Annotated in this window: 15 protein-coding genes; 12 read left to right on the plus strand and 3 right to left on the minus strand. The window is 66.1% G+C overall.

Translation table 11 applies throughout. The features are described from left to right. Positions 1–2: 2 nt before the first annotated feature. Positions 3–1,031 carry a tRNA (adenosine(37)-N6)-threonylcarbamoyltransferase complex transferase subunit TsaD gene (gene tsaD / locus VIM12_RS17155; RefSeq protein ID WP_331943866.1) on the minus strand — a complete coding sequence of 343 codons (1,029 nt, stop codon included), beginning with the start codon at positions 1,029–1,031 and terminating at the stop codon, positions 3–5. Positions 1,032–1,089: 58 nt separating this feature from the next. Here tsaD and VIM12_RS17160 point away from each other — a divergent pair, with 58 nt between their 5' ends. From VIM12_RS17160 to VIM12_RS17175, 4 genes are all read left to right on the plus strand, one after another. Further along, a complete protein-coding gene (locus VIM12_RS17160) occupies positions 1,090–1,713 on the plus strand; it encodes an ANTAR domain-containing response regulator (protein ID WP_331942885.1) in 624 nt (207 codons plus the stop codon). Between the two features lie 385 nt (positions 1,714–2,098). Beyond that, positions 2,099–3,355 (plus strand): CmpA/NrtA family ABC transporter substrate-binding protein, encoded by a 1,257-nt coding sequence (locus VIM12_RS17165; RefSeq protein WP_331942886.1) that lies wholly within the window; start codon positions 2,099–2,101, stop codon positions 3,353–3,355. Between the two features lie 12 nt (positions 3,356–3,367). Continuing rightward, complete coding sequence (ntrB, locus tag VIM12_RS17170) at positions 3,368–4,255, plus strand: nitrate ABC transporter permease (RefSeq protein WP_331942887.1); 888 nt, start codon at positions 3,368–3,370, stop codon at positions 4,253–4,255. A gap of 9 nt (positions 4,256–4,264) precedes the next feature. After that, the gene (locus VIM12_RS17175) at positions 4,265–5,068 is read left to right on the plus strand and encodes an ABC transporter ATP-binding protein (protein WP_331942888.1); all 804 of its coding nucleotides are present in this window, start codon (positions 4,265–4,267) and stop codon (positions 5,066–5,068) included. A gap of 98 nt (positions 5,069–5,166) precedes the next feature. Here the strand turns inward: VIM12_RS17175 and VIM12_RS17180 are convergent, their stop codons facing one another. Together VIM12_RS17180 and VIM12_RS17185 are read right to left on the minus strand one after the other, a co-directional pair. Further along, positions 5,167–6,870 carry a bifunctional protein-serine/threonine kinase/phosphatase gene (locus VIM12_RS17180; protein WP_331942889.1) on the minus strand — a complete coding sequence of 568 codons (1,704 nt, stop codon included), beginning with the start codon at positions 6,868–6,870 and terminating at the stop codon, positions 5,167–5,169. 94 nt (positions 6,871–6,964) lie between these two features. Then, positions 6,965–8,179, minus strand: coding sequence for a nitrate/nitrite transporter (locus VIM12_RS17185; protein ID WP_331942890.1), 1,215 nt, complete (start codon positions 8,177–8,179; stop codon positions 6,965–6,967). A 263-nt stretch (positions 8,180–8,442) separates the two neighbouring features. Here VIM12_RS17185 and nirB point away from each other — a divergent pair, with 263 nt between their 5' ends. The 8 genes from nirB (at position 8,443) to VIM12_RS17225 (ending at position 18,086) form a co-directional block, all read left to right on the plus strand. Next, positions 8,443–10,881, plus strand: a complete 2,439-nt coding sequence (nirB, locus tag VIM12_RS17190; protein ID WP_331942891.1) for a nitrite reductase large subunit NirB — start codon at positions 8,443–8,445, stop codon at positions 10,879–10,881. Positions 10,882–10,962: 81 nt separating this feature from the next. Further along, positions 10,963–11,310, plus strand: a complete 348-nt coding sequence (gene nirD / locus VIM12_RS17195) for a nitrite reductase small subunit NirD (RefSeq protein ID WP_331942892.1) — start codon at positions 10,963–10,965, stop codon at positions 11,308–11,310. Next, positions 11,307–14,087, plus strand: coding sequence for a molybdopterin-dependent oxidoreductase (locus VIM12_RS17200; protein ID WP_331942893.1), 2,781 nt, complete (start codon positions 11,307–11,309; stop codon positions 14,085–14,087). The genes nirD and VIM12_RS17200 overlap by 4 nt, the downstream gene beginning before the upstream one ends. A gap of 48 nt (positions 14,088–14,135) precedes the next feature. Further along, entirely contained in the window at positions 14,136–15,137 is a 1,002-nt protein-coding gene (gene ybiB, locus VIM12_RS17205) for a DNA-binding protein YbiB (protein WP_331942894.1), read from the plus strand. Next, positions 15,112–15,888 (plus strand): uroporphyrinogen-III C-methyltransferase, encoded by a 777-nt coding sequence (gene cobA, locus VIM12_RS17210; protein WP_331942895.1) that lies wholly within the window; start codon positions 15,112–15,114, stop codon positions 15,886–15,888. The genes ybiB and cobA overlap by 26 nt, the downstream gene beginning before the upstream one ends. 112 nt (positions 15,889–16,000) lie before the next feature. Then, positions 16,001–17,197, plus strand: a complete 1,197-nt coding sequence (locus tag VIM12_RS17215; protein WP_331942896.1) for an NAD(P)/FAD-dependent oxidoreductase — start codon at positions 16,001–16,003, stop codon at positions 17,195–17,197. Positions 17,198–17,301: 104 nt separating this feature from the next. Further along, positions 17,302–17,514 (plus strand): 30S ribosomal protein S21, encoded by a 213-nt coding sequence (gene rpsU / locus VIM12_RS17220; protein ID WP_005665410.1) that lies wholly within the window; start codon positions 17,302–17,304, stop codon positions 17,512–17,514. Between the two features lie 119 nt (positions 17,515–17,633). Continuing rightward, entirely contained in the window at positions 17,634–18,086 is a 453-nt protein-coding gene (locus VIM12_RS17225; RefSeq protein ID WP_331942948.1) for a GatB/YqeY domain-containing protein, read from the plus strand. Positions 18,087–18,175: the final 89 nt, after the last annotated feature.

The raw sequence follows: 18,175 nt of genomic DNA on the forward strand, positions 1-18,175 counted from the left end.
CGTCAGGCGGCGGGCAACTCGTCGAGCGGCCACCGCGGGCGCACGTTGAATCCGTAGTCGCGGGTTGCGGCATCCGGATTGCGCTGCAGGCGCAACGCTCCCGCCAGCGCGATCATCGCGCCGTTGTCCGTGCAGAACTGCAGCTCCGGATAGTGGACGCGAAATCGCCTGCGCTGGGCTGCATCGTTGAGTGCCGCGCGCAGCTGCGCGTTTGCGCCGACACCGCCGGCGATCACCAGGCGCCGCAACCCCGTCTGCTTGAGTGCGGCGAGGCTTTTCGCCACCAGCACATCGACGATGGCGTCGACGAAGGCGCGCGCGATGTTGGCCTTGTCCTGCTCGCACAGGTTGGTCGTCTGGTTCTTCACCAGCGTCAGCACTGCCGTCTTCAGTCCAGAGAAACTGAAATTCAGGTCTTTCGAATGCAGCATCGGACGCGGCAACTTGTAGGCGCCGCTGTCGCCGAACTCCGCGAGGCGCGACAGCGCCGGTCCCCCGGGATAGCCCAGCCCGAGCAGCTTGGCCGACTTGTCGAACGCCTCGCCCGCGGCGTCGTCCACGGTCTCCCCGAGCAGCGCGTAACGGCCGACGCCGTCGACCCGCATCAGCTGCGTATGTCCGCCCGAGATCAGCAGTGCGACAAACGGAAATTCCGGCGGATCGCCGGCCAGAAGCGGCGACAGCAGGTGCCCCTCCAGATGATGGACGCCGAGTACCGGCCGATCCAGCGCCAGCCCCAGGCCGCAGGCAACCGAGGCGCCGACCAGCAGCGCGCCGGCAAGTCCCGGTCCCTGGGTGTACGCAATGGCATCGATCGCCGACCGTTCCACATGCGCCTGCGCCAGCACCTGTTCCAGCAGCGGCAGCGCACGTCGGATGTGGTCGCGCGAGGCCAGTTCCGGAACGACGCCGCCGTACTCTTCGTGCATCGCGACCTGCGAATGCAGGGCATGCGACAGCAGCCCGCGTTGTGTGTCGTACAACGCCATGCCGGTTTCGTCACAGGAGGATTCAACGCCGAGGACTATCATGGGGAGGGGAGATGGCAAGCTTCTTGCAAAGCGCTATTTTAAAGGAGATAGGCTTTGTATGAATGATTCGAGACAGCTGAAGATCGTGGTCGTCAATTCCCTGGTCGCCCCTGCGGGCGCAGGGCCCGCGTTGCAGGCACAGGCGGAGCGGGCCCGCGCCCTGCGCATCGGCCTGCTGGAAAACGGCTACAACATCCTGGCCGCGCTGCCGCCGGACGCCGACCTGGCCGAGCAGATCGCCCAGCTGCAGCCCGATGTGATCATCGTCGACGAGCAGTCGGACGCAGCGCTGAAGAAGGTGGTCGACGCCACGGTAAACGCACCCCGTCCCATCGTCTGCTTCACGCAGGACAAGGACCGCCAGAAGATGCATGCGGCGATCGAGGCGGGTGTGTCGGCCTACGTGGTCGAGGGCCTGTCGGCGGAACGGGTGATGGCCGTGATGGACGTGGCCCTGGCGCGCTTCGAGGTCGACCAGAAGCTGCGGCACGAGCTGTCGGAAACCAAGCTGAAGCTGGCCGAGCGCAAGGTCATCGAGCGCGCGAAGGGACTGCTGATGGAGCGCCATCATTGCACCGAGGATGAGGCCTACCGGCGCCTGCGACGGCTGGCGATGGACAAGAACCTGAAGCTTTCCGAAGTCGCGCAGCGCATGCTCGACGTCGCCGACCTCCTTCTGTAGGACGCGCCGCGGCGCACCTCTCTCTCCCGCCTTCCTATTCGCTTTCCCTCTTCATTTCCGGCTCTGCCTCCCCCGCCTTCCGGGCGCTGGCAGTGCACGGAACCGACGCCCGCCGCACGGCGGGGCGCACCGTCGCGATGCGTTGCACGAATCGGGTGCGATCCGCCGTCTCATCCAGGGCAAAACACGCAAAACGCAGGCCGCGCGGCTGGCACAACGCTTGCAGGTTCGAGCCGGCGCGCCAACGCTGGCGACGCGATCAGACGATGCCCCGGCTACAGGCGGCCGGGCATCCGGACAAAGGCGTCCGAGGCAGGCGGGCTGTTGCCCGCACTGTCCGGCCGCCTTTTCTTTTGCTGGTTTGGTAACCACACATGGGGTAGTGATGACAACAGTAGAGAAGACCAACTTGACCCGCCGTTCCCTCATCAAGGCGGGCGTTGCAGTCACGGCGGGCGCATTCGGTGGATTGGCCACCCAGGGCGTCTGGGCCGCCGGCAGCGACAAGCCGGAGAAGGAAGAAGTAAGGATCGGATTCATCCCGCTGACCGACTGCGCTTCGGTTGTCATGGCGTCCGTGCTGGGATTCGACAAGAAGTATGGCGTCAGGATCGTGCCGACCAAGGAGGCGTCCTGGGCCGGCGTGCGGGACAAGCTCGTCAACGGCGAGCTCGACATGGCGCACGTGCTGTACGGCCTGATCTACGGCGTCCACCTCGGTCTCAGCGGACCGAAAAAGGACATGGCGGTGCTGATGAACCTGAACCACAACGGCCAGGCCATCACGCTGTCGAAGAAGCTGGCCGACAAGGGCGCCGTCGACGGTCCGTCGCTTGCGCGGCTGATGGCGACGGAAAAGCGCGAATACACATTCGCGCAGACCTTCCCCACGGGCACGCATGCGATGTGGCTCTACTACTGGCTCGCCGCGGCCGGCATCAATCCCTTCAAGGACGCGAAAGCGATCACCGTCCCGCCGCCGCAGATGGTGGCCAACATGCGGGTCGGGAACATGGACGGCTTCTGCGTCGGCGAGCCATGGGGACACCGCGCGATCATGGACGGCATCGGCGTGACGGCAATCACCACCCAGGACATCTGGCGCGACCACCCGGAAAAGACGCTCGGCACCACCGCCGATTTCGTCAGGAAGTACCCGAACACGACGCGCGCGGTAATGATGGCCATCATCGAGGCGGGACGGTGGATCGACACCGGCTTGCAGAACAAGCTGAAGATGGCCGAGACGGTGGCCGACAAGTCGTACGTCAACACCAGCGTCGACGCGATCAACCAGCGCATCCTCGGCAGATACCAGAACGGCATGGGCAAGACCTGGGACGACCCGAACCACATGAAGTTCTTCAACGACGGCGCGGTGAACTTCCCCTATCTGTCCGATGGCATGTGGTTCCTGACGCAGCATAAGCGCTGGGGCCTGCTGAAGGAGCATCCCGACTACCTGAACGTGGCCAAACAGGTGAACCAGGTCGAGCTTTACCGGCAGGTCGCATCCGCGATGAAGGTCAACCTGCCCAGGGAGCTCACGCGGTCGAGCAGGTTCTTCGACGGCGTCGTCTGGGACGGCAAGGACCCGGCGAAGTATGCCGACGGCTTCAAGACCCGCGCTTCGGCCGCGTAACCGGGAGCCGACATGAGTGCAGTCATAGACAACACGCTGAAACAACCGGCGCCGGCCGCCGGCAAGGCGGCTGCGAGGACGCTTTCCCCGGCAACGCCGCCGGCGGCAACCACACGACGACAGTTGAAGCCCTATGCCCTCGCGGCGCTGCCGCCGCTGATCGGCCTGGCGCTGCTGGTGATCGTCTGGCAGATCGTCGCCACCAGCACCAGCAACTTCCCGTCGCCGGCGGTGACGCTGGAACACGCGGTCAAGCTGTTCTCGGACCCGTTCTACAGCAACGGTCCCAACGACCAGGGAATAGGCTGGAACATCTGGTCCTCCCTGAAGCGGGTAGGGACCGGGTTCGGGCTGGCGGCGCTGGTGGGCATCCCGCTCGGCTTCCTGATCGGGCGCTTCCGCTTCCTCTCGTCGATGTTCAATCCCATCATCAGCCTGCTCAAGCCCGTGTCGCCGCTGGCGTGGCTCCCGATCGGACTACTCGTGTTCAAGGCCGCGAATCCGGCCGCGATCTGGGCCATCTTCATCTGCTCGATCTGGCCGATGATCATCAACACCGCCGTCGGCGTGCAACGCGTGCCGCAGGACTACATGAACGTCGCCAGGGTGCTCAACCTGTCGGAATGGAAAATCCTCACCCGCATCCTGTTCCCCTCGGTGCTGCCGTACATGCTGACCGGCGTGCGCCTCGCCATCGGCACCGCATGGCTGGTCATCGTCGCCGCCGAGATGCTGACCGGCGGCGTGGGCATCGGCTTCTGGGTCTGGGATGAATGGAACAACCTGAATGTCCCGCACATCATCATCGCGATCGTGGTGATCGGCGTCGTCGGCCTGGTGCTGGAACAGGCGCTGGTGGCGCTGGCCCGGGCCTTCACCTATGAAGAAGTGAAAAGCTAGGAGGATGGCATGGAGAAATTCATCGAGATCCAGGATGCGGAGATGGTCTTCCAGACGAGGAAGGGACGCTTCCACGCGCTGCGGGACATCAACCTCAATGTGCGCAAGGGCGACTTCATCACACTGATCGGGCACTCCGGCTGCGGCAAGTCGACGCTGCTGAACCTGATCGCCGGATTGCTGCAGGCGAGCAGTGGCACGCTGCTGTGCGCAAACCGCGAGATCGCCGGTCCCTCGCCGGAGCGCGCGGTGGTGTTCCAGAACCACTCGCTGCTGCCGTGGCTGACCTGCTACGAGAACGTCCACCTCGCCGTGGAACGCGTGTTCGGCGGCACCGAGACCAGGACGAGGCTGAAGGAGCGCACGAAGGCGGCGCTGGAACTGGTCGGCCTCGACCATGCGGAGCAGAAGCGGCCGCACGAGATTTCGGGAGGCATGAAGCAGCGTGTCGGCATTGCGCGCGCGCTGTCGATGGAGCCGAAGGTGCTGCTGATGGACGAGCCCTTCGGCGCGCTCGATGCACTGACGCGCGCCCATTTGCAGGACGAACTGCTGAAGATCGTCGCCAAGACCGGCTCGACGGTGGTGATGGTGACCCATGACGTGGACGAGGCGGTGCTGCTGTCGGATCGCATCGTGATGATGACCAACGGCCCGGCGGCGACCATCGGGGATATCGTCGACGTGAAGCTGGGACGTCCGCGCGACCGTGTGGCGCTGGCCCACGACGCGCAGTATTCCGCCTACCGCACCGCGGTGCTGGAGTTCCTGTATCACCGGCAGGCGCATCCGGCAGCCAGGGAAGCCGCCTGAAATACGGCGACAGAAGCGACGGGAGGCAACAGGGGCAACAGGGGGCACGGGCCGGGGGAACCGGCTTGGGCGCCGGTCGAGGCCGGCGCCGCTTTTTCTCAGCGCAGCATCAGCAGGTAGAGCATCAGCAGGTTGAGCACGATCGACACCGCCGCCACCGCCCGCCAGGTCGCGACCGGGTCGCGCTGGGCAAGCGGCATCGCTTGCCGGGCGGCCGGCGGGTTGCTGGCGCCGCGTTCGAGCGCCAGCAAAAGCTCTTCCGCGGTCTCGAAGCGGTCCACCGGATCGCGGGCGACCGCCTTCAGGACGACATCCTCCAGCCATTGCGGAATTTCCGGCCGATAGCGCGTCGGCGCCACCGGGTCGCCAAAGCGCGGGCGCTGGAACGCCTCGATCTCGCCGTAAGGATAGTGGCGTGTGAGCACCTGGTACAAGGTCACGCCGGCCGCATAAACATCGGTCTGGCGCGACGGCGGCGCATTGTCGAACTGTTCCGGCGCGAGGAACGAGGGCGTGCCGGCCTGCGGCGCAGCCAGCGCACTCTCGTGCTCGAGGCCGGAGAGCGCGACGCCGAGGTCGAGCAGCCGGAGCTCGCCGTCCGCGCCGAGGTGCACATTGTCCGGCTTCACGTCGCGGTGCAGGATGCTGCGCCGGTGGAGGGCGCCGATGGCGCGCGCCAGCCTTTCGCCGATCTTGACAGCCTCCGGCACGGTGAAATGCCCGCCGCTGTCGAGCTGCTGCTGCACGCTGCGGCCCTCGTGCCAGGTACTCAGGTAGTACAGGTAGTTCTTCTGCTCCGGCACGATCACCTGCGGGAAGAAGCGCGCAACCACCCGCTTGGCCAGCCACTCCTCGTGGGCGAACGCCGAGCGCTCATGCGGATCGGCGCCCCGGTCCGGCTGCAGCGTCTTGAGCACGAGCGTACGTTGTGTCCGGAGATCGTTGACGCGGTAAAGCAGGGTGGTCGGCGACGCGTGCAGCACCGATTCGATCCGGTAGCCATCCAGTTCCTGTCCCGGCTTCATGAGGGGCGGCACCGGAAGATGCTGCGCGCCCGACACGGCGTCGCGCAGGTTCTCTTCCGGCAATGCATCCACCCGCAGCACCAGCGCGCTGCAGTTGTCGCGGGAGCCGGCATCGAGCGCCGTCGCGACCAGCGTTTGGGCTGCTGCTTCCGCGGCCTGGCTGCCGAGCGCGCAGGCCGACAGGATGTGGCTGAGATCGTAGTCGGAGATGCTGCCCCAGACGCCGTCCGAGGCGAGCAGCAGTACGTCGCGGGCGCGCAGTTCGCCCATGCCGTGGTCGATCGCCAGCCGTGCATCCAGGCCGACCGCGCGCGTCAGCACGTGGCGCATCTCGGGCCGGTCCCAGACATGGTCGGTCGTCAGGCGGGTGAGGACGCCAGCCCGCAACAGGTAGAGACGGGTGTCGCCGACATGGGCGAAGTAGTACCAGGTGCCGCGCAACACCACCGCAGTCAGCGTCGTCGCCATGCCAGCCAGTTCCCGCCGTACCGCGCCCTGTCGCTGCACCCAGTTGTTGATGGCCTGGATCACCCTGTCCAGCGCCTGCGTGACCGGCCAGGTGTCCGGCGTCGCGTAGTAGTCGGCGAGGAGACCGCGCACCGCGTACTCGGCCGCCTGGCGCCCGCCCTCGTTGCCCGACACGCCGTCGGCGACGGCCGCGAGCAGCCCTTTCGACGCCAGCGCCGGCCCGGCCGGCGTGACCATGCCGACGAAGTCTTCGTTGCGCTCGCGCTGGCCGGCGCCTGTCGCGTGCCCGGTGCAGATCAGAAGTGGCATGGGATTCCGGTTGCAATGGATGGACGCCGTGGGAGGCGGCGGTCCGCGCCATTCGCTTACCCGTCGCCTCGCCGCCCAAGCATATACGTTTCGGTCAGATCCTGGCGGTCGTCATCGCGGCGCTGCCCCAGGTGGTGCGCCACCGGGCGCGGACCGAGAGCAGGCCGACCAGCGCGGCGACCGCGAGTGCGGCGAAGATGGTCAGCCCGAGCTGATAGCTGCCGGTGACCTGCTTGGAATAGCCGAGGCTCGAGGCCAGGTAGAAGCCGCCGACGCCGCCGGCCATGCCGACCAGCCCGGTCATCACGCCGATCTCCTTGCGGAAGCGTTGCGGCACCAGCTGGAACACGGCGCCGTTGCCGGTGCCCAGCGCAAGCATGGCGAGCACGAACACCGCCAGCGCGCCCACGTAGGACTGCATGCCCAGGCTGGCGATGAACAGGAACAGGCCGGCCAGCAGGTACATCAGCGACAGTGTGCGAATGCCGCCCATGCGGTCGGCAAGGATGCCGCCGAGCGGGCGCACCAGCGAGCCGGCGAAGACGCAGGCCGCGGTGAAGTAGCCCGCATTGACCGGGGACAGCCCGTACTGGCCGTTGAAGTAGATGGCCAGGGAGGACGCGAGCCCGGAGAAGCCGCCGAAGGTGACGCTGTAGAAGAACATGAACCACCATGCGTCCTTGTCCTTCAGTACGTGCAGGTATTCGACCAGTGATTTCGGGGGCGGCGCGGACGGCGCATCCTTCGCGAACACGACATAGACCAGCAGTGCGACGCCGAGCGGAATCAAGCACAGGCCGAAAACCTGCTGCCACCCGAACATCAGCGCCAGCGAAGGCGCGAACAGCGCGGCGAAGGCGGTGCCGGAGTTACCGGCCCCGGCAATCCCGAGCGCCGTGCCCTGGTGTTCCGGCGGATACCAGCGCGACGCCAGCGGCAATGCAACGGCGAAGGCCGCGCCGGCGAAGCCGAGCAGGATGCCGAGGATGAGCATGTTTTCATAGTGCCGGAGCTGCCCCAGCCATGCCCAGGCGAGCGTAGCGATCACCATCACCTGGCCGATGAAACCGGCCTTCTTCGGCTTCAGGTGATCCACCAGGACGCCCATCACGATCCGCAGCAGCGCGCCCGCAAGCAGCGGCGTGGCGACCATCAGGCCCTTCTGTGCGGCGGTGAGGCCGAGGTCGTTCGAGATCTGCACGGCGAGCGGGCCGAGCAGCACCCACACCATGAAGCTGAGATCGAAATAGAAGAAGGCGGCGAACAGGGTCGGCGTGTGGCCGGCCCGCCAAAACGACGTTGTTTTCACGATGCTCCTTTGCACCTGGAAGAGGAATCCGATGCGCATGGTGCAAGCGCCATGCCATCCGCTGGCGTGCACGATGCGGACGAATCTGCGGCATGCCGCACCTGAAAGCGGCAGCGCAGGCACCGACGCGGTGCGCCGCCGCTGTTCGCCGGTGCAGGCGGGCGCACTTTGGCGTGATTTGGCACTGGCACCGGTCTTGCTAAACCCGTGGCGGATTCCACTCATGCGGCTTCAATGGCGAGGCCGCGCACGAAGGAGCTTTGATGAAGAAGCTGAAGTTAGTCATGGTCGGGAACGGCATGGCCGGTGTACGCACGCTTGAAGAACTGCTCAAGGTGGCGCCCGACATCTACGACATCACCGTGTTCGGCGCCGAGCCGCACGCCAACTACAACCGCATCCTGCTTTCGCCGGTGCTCGCCGGCGAACAGACCCTGCAGGACATCATGCTCAATGATGTGGACTGGTATGCGGAGAACCACATCACGCTCCACCTCGGCAAGAAGGTCGCGAAGATCGACCGCGCCAGGCGCCTGGTCATCGCCGAGGACGGCACCACGGCGCAATACGACCGGCTGCTGCTGGCGACCGGCTCCAATCCCTTCATCCTGCCGGTGCCGGGCAACGACCTGCAGGGCGTGGTCGCCTACCGGGATATCCAGGACACCAACGCGATGATCGCCGCAGCCGGCGTGCATCGGCATGCGGTCGTGATCGGCGGCGGATTGCTCGGGCTGGAAGCGGCGAACGGGCTCAAGCTGCGCGGGATGGATGTGACGGTGGTGCACCTGCCGAACTGGCTGATGGAGCGGCAGCTCGATCCGGTCGCCGGAAAAATGCTGCAGAAATCGCTGGAAGACCGCGGCCTGAAGTTCCTGCTCGAGAAGAACACGAAGGCCTTGCTCGGCGACGAGGACGGCAGGGTAAGGGCGATCAGCTTCACCGACGGCGTGGAGGTGCCGGCGGAGCTGGTCGTGATGGCGGTCGGCATCCGGCCCAATACCGCGCTGGCCGAATCGGCCGGCATCCACTGCAATCGCGGCATCGTCGTGAACGACACCATGCAGACCTACGATCCGCGCATCTACGCGGTCGGGGAATGCGTCAACCATCGCGGCACGGCCTACGGGCTTGTGGCGCCGCTGTTCGACATGGCGCGGGTATGCGCCAATCATCTCGCGAGCTTCGGCATCGGTCGCTACCAGGGATCGGTTACCTCGACCAAGCTGAAGGTGACCGGCATCGACCTGTTCTCGGCCGGCGAATTCATGGGCGGCGAGGGCACGGAGGAAATCGTGCTGTCCGATCCCATCGGCGGCGTCTACAAGAAGCTGGTGCTCAGGCAGGACAAGCTGGTCGGCGCCTGCCTGTACGGCGACACCGTCGACGGCGCCTGGTATTTCAGCATGATCCGGGAAGGCAAGGACATTGCCGGCATCCGCGACACGCTGATGTTCGGCGAGGCCAACACCGGCCGCCCCGGCGATGTCGGCCACGAAGGCTTCACCAAGGCGGCGGCGATGCCCGATGCCGCAGAGGTCTGCGGCTGCAACGGCGTCTGCAAGGGCACCATCGTCAAGGCCATCAAGGAGAAGGGTCTGTTCACGCTGGAGGACGTGCGCAAGCACACCAAGGCCTCGGCATCCTGCGGTTCCTGCACCGGGCTGGTGGAGCAGATCATCATGTTCACCGCCGGGGGCGACTACTCCACCTCAAAGACCGCTAAGCCGATGTGCGGCTGCACCGACCGCAGCCACCAGGAGGCGCGCGACGCGATACGCAAGCACCGCCTGCTGAGCATCGGGGCCGCGATGCAATTCATGGAGTGGCGCACGCCGAACGGTTGCGCCAGCTGCCGGCCGGCGCTCAACTACTACCTGATTTCCACCTGGCCGCATGAAGCGAAGGATGACCCGCAGTCGCGCTATATCAACGAGCGCGCCCATGCGAACATCCAGAAGGACGGCACCTATTCGGTCATCCCCCGCATGTGGGGCGGCGAGACCACGGCCGGCGAGCTGCGCAGGATTGCCGACGTGGTCGACAAGTTCAGGATCCCGACGGTGAAGGTCACCGGCGGCCAGCGCATCGACCTGCTCGGCGTAAAGAAGGAAGACCTGCCGGCCGTATGGAAGGAACTCGACATGCCGTGCGGCCATGCCTACGCGAAGGCGCTGCGCACGGTGAAGACCTGCGTCGGTTCCGAATGGTGCCGTTTCGGCACCCAGGATTCGACCCTGATGGGCAAGCAGCTGGAGCGTGCGCTGTGGAAGATGTATGCGCCGCACAAGGTCAAGATCGCGGTCTCCGGCTGTCCTCGCAACTGCGCGGAATCCGGCATCAAGGACGTCGGCGTCATCGGCGTCGACTCGGGATGGGAGATCTACGTCGGCGGCAATGGCGGCATCAAGACCGAGGTGGCCCATTTCTTCGTCAAGCTGAAGACGCACGAGGAAGTGCTGGAGTACGCGGGCGCCTTCCTGCAGCTGTACCGCGAGGAAGGCTGGTACCTGGAGCGCACCGTGCACTACATCGGCCGGGTCGGACTCGAGCATGTGAAGCGGCAGGTGCTGGAGGATGCCGACAACCGCAAGGCGCTGTATGACCGCCTGCTGTTTTCTCTCGACGGCGAGCCCGATCCCTGGCACGAGCAGGAAAAGGCGCAGGTGGACGCGCGCCAGTTCCAGCCGATCGTCCTGTAGGCGCCGCACACACGCCGCGTGCGCGCCGCATAAGTGCGTGCGCCAGGCATGCCGAAACTGAACCAGCCTTGAGGAGTCATCATGTCGCAACAATGGAAGGCGATCTGCAAGCTCGCAGACATCCCCGTGCTCGGCGCCCGCGTGGTCGAGCGGCGCGCGCAGCCACCCGTGGCCATTTTCCGCAGCAGTGAAGACAAGGTCTTCGCGCTGCTCGACCGCTGCCCGCACAAGGGCGGTCCCCTGTCGCAGGGCATCGTGTTCGGCGACCGCGTCGCCTGTCCGCTGCATAACTGGAACATCGGCCTCGATTCCGGCTGCGCGGTGGAGCCGGACGTCGGCTGCACCCAGATCTTCAGCGTGAAAGTGGAGCAGGGCACGGTCCATCTCGACCTGTCGGAACTCAATCGCGGCGAGGCCGAGGCGGCATGAGCGGACTGCGGGAGACGAGAACGACCTGCTGCTATTGCGGTGTCGGCTGCGGCGTGATCGTGCAGAGCGATGGCGGGAAGGTCGTCGGCGTGCGCGGCGATCCGGACCATCCCGCCAATTTCGGCCGGTTGTGCACCAAGGGCAGCACCCTGCACCTGACTGCCGATCCGCTGCTGCAGCGCCAGGCCCGGGTGCTCCACCCGGAACTGCGGCTGTCGCGGTCGATGCCGCGCGAACGCGCAAGCTGGGATGTGACGATGGATCTCATCGCAAGGCGATGCGCCGACGTCGCGCGGCGCCATGGCCCGGACAGCATCGGCTTCTACATCTCGGGACAGTTGCTGACCGAAGACTATTACGTGTTCAACAAGCTGGCCAAGGGCCTGCTCGGCACCAACAACATCGACACCAATTCGCGCCTGTGCATGTCCAGCGCGGTGGCGGGCTACAAGCAGACCCTGGGCGCGGATGCGCCGCCGGCCTGCTATGAGGATGTCGACGAGGCCGACGCGATCTTCATCGTCGGCGCCAATCCGGCCTATGCCCATCCGGTGCTCTACCGGCGCATCGAGGAAGCCCGTCGGCGACGGCCCGCGGTCAGGATGATCGTCGCCGATCCGCGCCGCACGGATACTGCGCGCGACGCCGACCTGTTCCTGCCCATCCTGCCAGGCACCGACGTCGCACTGTTCAACGGCATGCTCCATATCTGCCTGCGGGAAGGACTCGTCGACACCCGGTTCATCGCGCAGCACACCGACGGCTTCGATCGTATCCTGCCGACCATCCACGGCCATACGCCGGAGCATGTCGCCCGCGTCTGCGGCATCCGCGAGGAGGACCTGCTCCAGGCAGCGCGCTGGTTCGGCGCGTCCCGGGCGTCGCTGTCGCTTTACTGCCAGGGCCTCAACCAGTCGTCCTCCGGGACCGCCAAGAACGCGGCACTGATCAACCTGCATCTCGCGACCGGACAGATCGGCAAAGCCGGGGCCGGGCCATTTTCGCTGACCGGACAACCGAATGCCATGGGCGGGCGCGAGGTCGGCGGCATGGCCAACCTGCTGTCCGGTCACCGCGACCTGGCCAATCCGGAGCACCGGGCCGAAGTCGCGCGGCTCTGGGGCATCGACGAGGTGCCGGCGCGTCCCGGCAAGACCGCCATCGAGATGTTCGAGGCCGTGCGCGCCGGCGAGATCCGCGTGCTATGGATCGCCTGCACCAATCCCGCCCAGTCGCTGCCCGACCAGAAGCTGGTGCGCGAAGCGTTCGCGAGGGCGGAGCTGGTGATTGTCCAGGAAGCCTACGGCACCACCGCGACCGTGCCCTATGCGGACGTGCTGCTCCCGGCCACCACTTGGGGCGAGAAGGAGGGCACGGTCACCAATTCCGAACGCCGCATCAGCCGTTGCAAGCCGGCGCTGGCGAAGCCGGGCGAAGCCCGGCACGACTGGGAGATCGTAACGGACTTCGCGCGCCGCACGGAACAACTGCTCGGCCGCGCACGCAGCATGTTTCCCTACCAGGACGTCGAGCAGATCTGGAACGAGCATCGCGAGACCACCCGCGGCCGTGATCTGGACATCACCGGTCTCTCCTACGCCATCCTCGAACAGCAGGGGCCGCAGCAATGGCCGTTCCCCGAGGGCGCGTCCAGCGGCAGGAAACGGCTCTACGAGGACGGCGTCTTCACCACGCCGAGCGGGCGCGCCAGGTTTGTGGATCCCGTTTTCCGGCCCGTGGCGGAACCGGTCGACGCCCGGTTTCCGTTCCGGCTGACCACGGGCCGGCTGCGCGACCATTGGCACGGGATGAGCCGCACCGGCACCGTTGCCCAGCTGTTCTCGCATGCAGCCGAGCCGGCGGTCATGCTTTCCGCCGACGACATGGCGCGGCGTTTTCTCGCCAACGGCGATCTGGCCCATGTCACCACGCGCCGCGGCTCGCAGATCCTGCCGGTACGCGCCAGCGACGAGATCCGCAGCGGGCAGGCGTTCATCGGCATGCACTGGGGCGAAGAACATGTTTCAGGACGGGGCAGCGACGGCAATGGCAGCTTCGGCGTCAATACGCTGACGCTGGGAACGTTCTGCCCCGATTCAAGGCAGCCGGAGCTCAAGCATGCCGCGGCGAAGATCCTGAGGGCCGAACTGCCCTGGCGCTTGCTTGTCTTCGGCTGGGTCGACCCGGCGCAGGCGATCGCGCTGCAGTCCGCACTGCGGCCGGCGATGCGGAAATTCGCCTATGCGTCGTGCACGCTCTTCGGCAGGGAGCGGACCGGCGTGCTGTTCCGCGCCGCGGACGACTACCCGGCCGACGCGGGGCTGGTGCAGGACATCGAGCAGCGCTTCGGCATTTCCGGTGCGGACGTGCTGCGCTACGACGATCGGCGGCGCGGCAATGCCCGCCATATTCTCCTGCGCGACGGCAGGCTGGCGGCGGTGGCGCTGGCCGGCGACACTGCCGCCGAGCACTGGCTGAAGGAATACCTGGAAAACCAGCAGCCGGTGGCCGACCTCGGCCGGCTGCTGCTGATGCCGTCCGCACGGGCACCGCAGGGATTCAAGGCCCGCGGACGTGTCGTCTGCAACTGCTTCAACGTCAGCGAATCCGAGATTGGCGAGGCGCTCGCCCGGCACGACTGGCGCAGCGACGATTCGCCCGATGCCGCGGTGGCCGCGTTGCAGGCCGGGCTGAAGTGCGGCACGAACTGCGGATCCTGCGTGCCGGAGCTGAAGAAGATTGCCGTGCTGCAGCGACCGGCGCGCGCGGCTGCCTGAGGGCGAGGGCCTGCACCTGCCGGTCGCTTCGTAGTACCCTCTCACCCCATGACTGCACAGACACCCGAACCCTTCCTCGCGGCCCGCTTTATCAAGGAGATCGGACGCGGACGCAAAGGCGCGCGCAGCATGACGCGCGACGACGCCTTCCAGTTGTACAGCGCCATGCTCGACGGCCGGGTATCCGACCTCGAACTCGGCGGCATCCTGCTTGCCATGCGCATCAAGGGCGAATCGGTCGAAGAGATCGCCGGCTTCCTCGACGCCGCCGAACTGTCGTTCGAACGTTTGCATGCGCCCGCGGCCGCATGCGCGCCCATCGTCATCCCCAGTTACAACGGCTCGCGCCAGATGCCGAACCTGACGCCGCTGCTGGCGCTGCTGCTTGCCCGCCGTGGCGCCCCGGTGTTCATCCACGGCGTCGAATCCGACCCCGGCCGCGTCACGACAGCCGAGATCCTGCGCGAGCTCGGGCACGCGCCCGCGGCGGACGTGCGCCAGGCGGAACAGGCCATGGGCGAGGGCCGCCCGGTATTCATGCCGATTGCGGCGCTGGCGCCGCGCATGGCGCGCCTGCTCGGGCTGCGCCGGGTGCTCGGTGTCCGCAACTCCACACATACGCTGGTGAAGATGCTGCAGCCTTTTCATGGCCCCGCATTGCGGCTCACCTCCTACACGCATCCGGAATACCTGGAGATGTTGGGCGAGTACTTCGCCACCGCCGTGCCGGCAGGCCGCGGCGCCGCCTTCCTGATGCGCGGCACGGAAGGCGAGACGGTCGCCAACGCCAAGCGGGCACAGCAGATCGAATGGTTCCATGACCACCAGCGCACGGTCCTGGTGCAGAAGCAGGAGCCGGTGGATGAACTTCCCCCGCTGCCGCACGAAAGCGATGCACGCACCACCGCCCGCTGGATTGAACGCGCGCTGCTGGGGCAGGAACCGGTACCCGCACCGATCGCGCAGCAGGTGGAACACTGCTTGCATGTGGCAGGGCATCTACAGGCAAAGCAGGCGGCATCGCATGGAAGCGAAAACCGAGGCGGGTAAGGTATACCTGGTGGGCGCCGGCCCCGGCGATCCCGAACTCCTCACCATCAAGGCGGCCAGGGCCATCGGCGCCGCGGACGTGCTGCTGGTGGACGATCTCGTCAACCCGGAAGTCCTCGCCCACGCACGCGCCGGCGCCCGCATCGTCCACGTCGGCAAGCGCGGCGGCTGCCGTTCGACCCCGCAGGCATTCATTGAGCGGCTGATGGTCGCGGAAGCGCGTGCCGGGCGATGCGTGGTCCGCCTCAAGGGCGGCGATCCCTTCATCTTCGGACGCGGCGGCGAAGAGCGGGCCCACCTGATGGCGAAGGGAATCGCGGTCGACGTCATCAATGGCATCAGCAGCGGCCTGGCGGCGCCGTCGTCGATCGGGGTGCCGCTCACCCACCGGGACTGGAGCCAGGGCGCCGTGTTCGTCACCGGCCACGGCAAGAGCAGCGAAGCCGAACCCGACTGGCACACGCTGGCAAAACTGGACATGACGCTGGTGGTCTACATGGGTGTCGCACGCTGCGCGCACATCCAGGCTGCGCTGCTCGCGGGGGGGAAGGCGCCGTCGACGCCGGTCGCACTGGTGCGCGCGGCCACCTCGCCTGAGCAGGCACACCGGCTGACCACGCTGGGAGAACTCCCGCTTGCGCTGGCAGCCTCCGGCTTCGGCAGTCCCGCCATCATCGTGATCGGCGAGGTGGTGCGTTGCGCCTCGCCGGCCCTGCTGCTGGCATCTCCGGCGGCGGCGCAGCTGTCGTAACGAATGCATTTCTCTCCTCCGATCCCCAAGGGATTTTTCCGGCCGTCCGCGTGACGGCCGTTTTTTTTGGCCCAGCGCTTACAATCACGGCTTCCCAGGATTCAGGCAAGCCATGAACAATCAGTTTGACGTAGCGGTGATCGGTGCCGGCGCCGCCGGCATGATGTGCGCTGCAGTCGCCGGGCAGCGGGGCAGGAGCGTCGTGCTGATCGACCACGCGACCCGCCTCGCCGAAAAGATCCGCATCTCGGGCGGCGGACGCTGCAATTTCACCAACCTGCAGGCCGGCCCCCAGAACTACGTATCGCAGAACCCGCATTTCTGTCGCAGCGCGCTGTCGCGCTACACCGCGCAGGATTTTCTTGCGCTGGTGAAGCGCTACCGCATCGGCTGGCATGAAAAGCACAAGGGCCAGCTGTTCTGCGACCAGTCCGCCGAGCAGATCATCGACATGCTCAAGGCAGAATGCGACGCCGGCCGCGTGTCCTGGCGCATGCCCTGCAAGGTGGCCGCTGTGGGCAGGGAAGGCGAGCACTACAGGCTGGAGACCGACGGCGGCGTCATCTCCGCAAGAAGTGTCGTCGTTGCAACCGGCGGCCTGTCGATACCCAAGATCGGTGCTACCGACTTCGGCTTCCGCCTGGCGAAGCAGTTCGGCCTCAAGCTGGTCGAACCCCGGCCGGCACTGGTGCCGCTGACGTTCGACACCGCAGCCTGGGCGCCTTTCGTTCCGCTGGCCGGGATAGCGCTGGAAGTCGACATCGAAACCGGCGAGAAGAAGTCGAAAGCCCAGTTCCGGGAGGATCTGCTGTTCACCCACCGTGGCCTTTCCGGACCGGCGGTACTCCAGATTTCCAGTTTCTGGGAGCCGGGCGCATCGCTGGCCCTGGACCTGGTGCCTGAAACCGATGTGGCGTCCGTCTTGATCGAAGGCAAAGCCACGCTGAAGAAGAACCTTGCAAACCTGCTCTCGCAGTGGCTGCCGGCCCGGCTGGCAGAGGGTTGGCTGGCGGCCAACGGCTTCCGCGCCGATACCCGCATCGCTGACATGCCGGACAAGCAGTTGCGCAGGCTCGGCGAATCGCTCAACCGCTGGAGCATCGTGCCCAACGGCTCCGAGGGATACCGCAAGGCGGAAGTGACGCGGGGCGGCGTCGACACGAGGGAGTTGTCGCAGCAAACCATGATGGCTGCCAAGGCGCCGGGCCTGCACTTCATCGGCGAAGCCGTCGATGTCACCGGCTGGCTGGGCGGCTACAACTTCCAGTGGGCATGGTCGTCGGGCGTGGCGGCTGGCTTGTCGGTCTGATAATCCTGCCCGGCATTGGCAACAGGGCGCGGTGAAGCTTTGCTTTCACTTGACTTGCTGGTATACTCGTCGACTTTCCCTAAAAACCCCTCGGTTGAGTTTACATGACCACAATTCGCCTTAAAGAAAACGAGCCGTTCGAAGTCGCCATGCGTCGCTTCAAGCGCACCATCGAAAAAACCGGTTTGCTGACCGAATTGCGTGCGCGTGAGTTCTACGAGAAGCCGACTGCAGAGCGCAAGCGCAAGCTCGCCGCTGCCGTGAAGCGCCACTACAAGCGCATCCGCAGCCAGCAGCTGCCGAAAAAGCTCTACTGATTTGTCTGCTGCCGCACACAGCGTGCGGCAATATGCGAACCCGCTCCGGTCTGTCCCCGCAGCGGGTTTTGGCATTTGACGTACAGCTGCGGCCAACACCGTCAATCCTGGAGAAAAGAATGGGCCTGAAAGAGCAAATCACCGAAGACATGAAGGCTGCAATGCGCGCGAAGGACAGCGCCAGGCTGGGCACGATCCGCCTGCTGACCGCCGCCATGAAGCAGAAGGAAGTGGACGAACGCATCGAACTCACCGATACCCATGTACTGGCCATCATTGAAAAGATGATCAAGCAGCGCAAGGATTCCATTTCGCAATTCGAAGCGGGCGGACGCCAGGACCTGGCCGACATCGAGAAGGCCGAGCTCGACGTGCTGTCAGCCTACATGCCGGCTGCGCTTTCCACCGACGAGATCTCCGCCGCCGTGGCCGAGGCGGTGGCCGAGACCGGTGCCGCGGGCGCGCAGGACATGGGCAAGGTCATGGCCGTGCTCAAGCCGAAGCTGGCCGGACGCGCAGACATGACCACGGTTTCCGCCCTGGTCAAGCGTGCGCTTACCGCCCAGGCGTGACCGAAAGGCGACGCGGGCGGGCGAACCCGGGGTCGCCTCCAAGCCCGCGCGCGGAATCCGTGGTAGGGTTGTTCCCAACAGCAATGCTG

The organism is Noviherbaspirillum sp. (assembly GCF_036563305.1).
Lineage (GTDB): Bacteria > Pseudomonadota > Gammaproteobacteria > Burkholderiales > Burkholderiaceae_D > Noviherbaspirillum.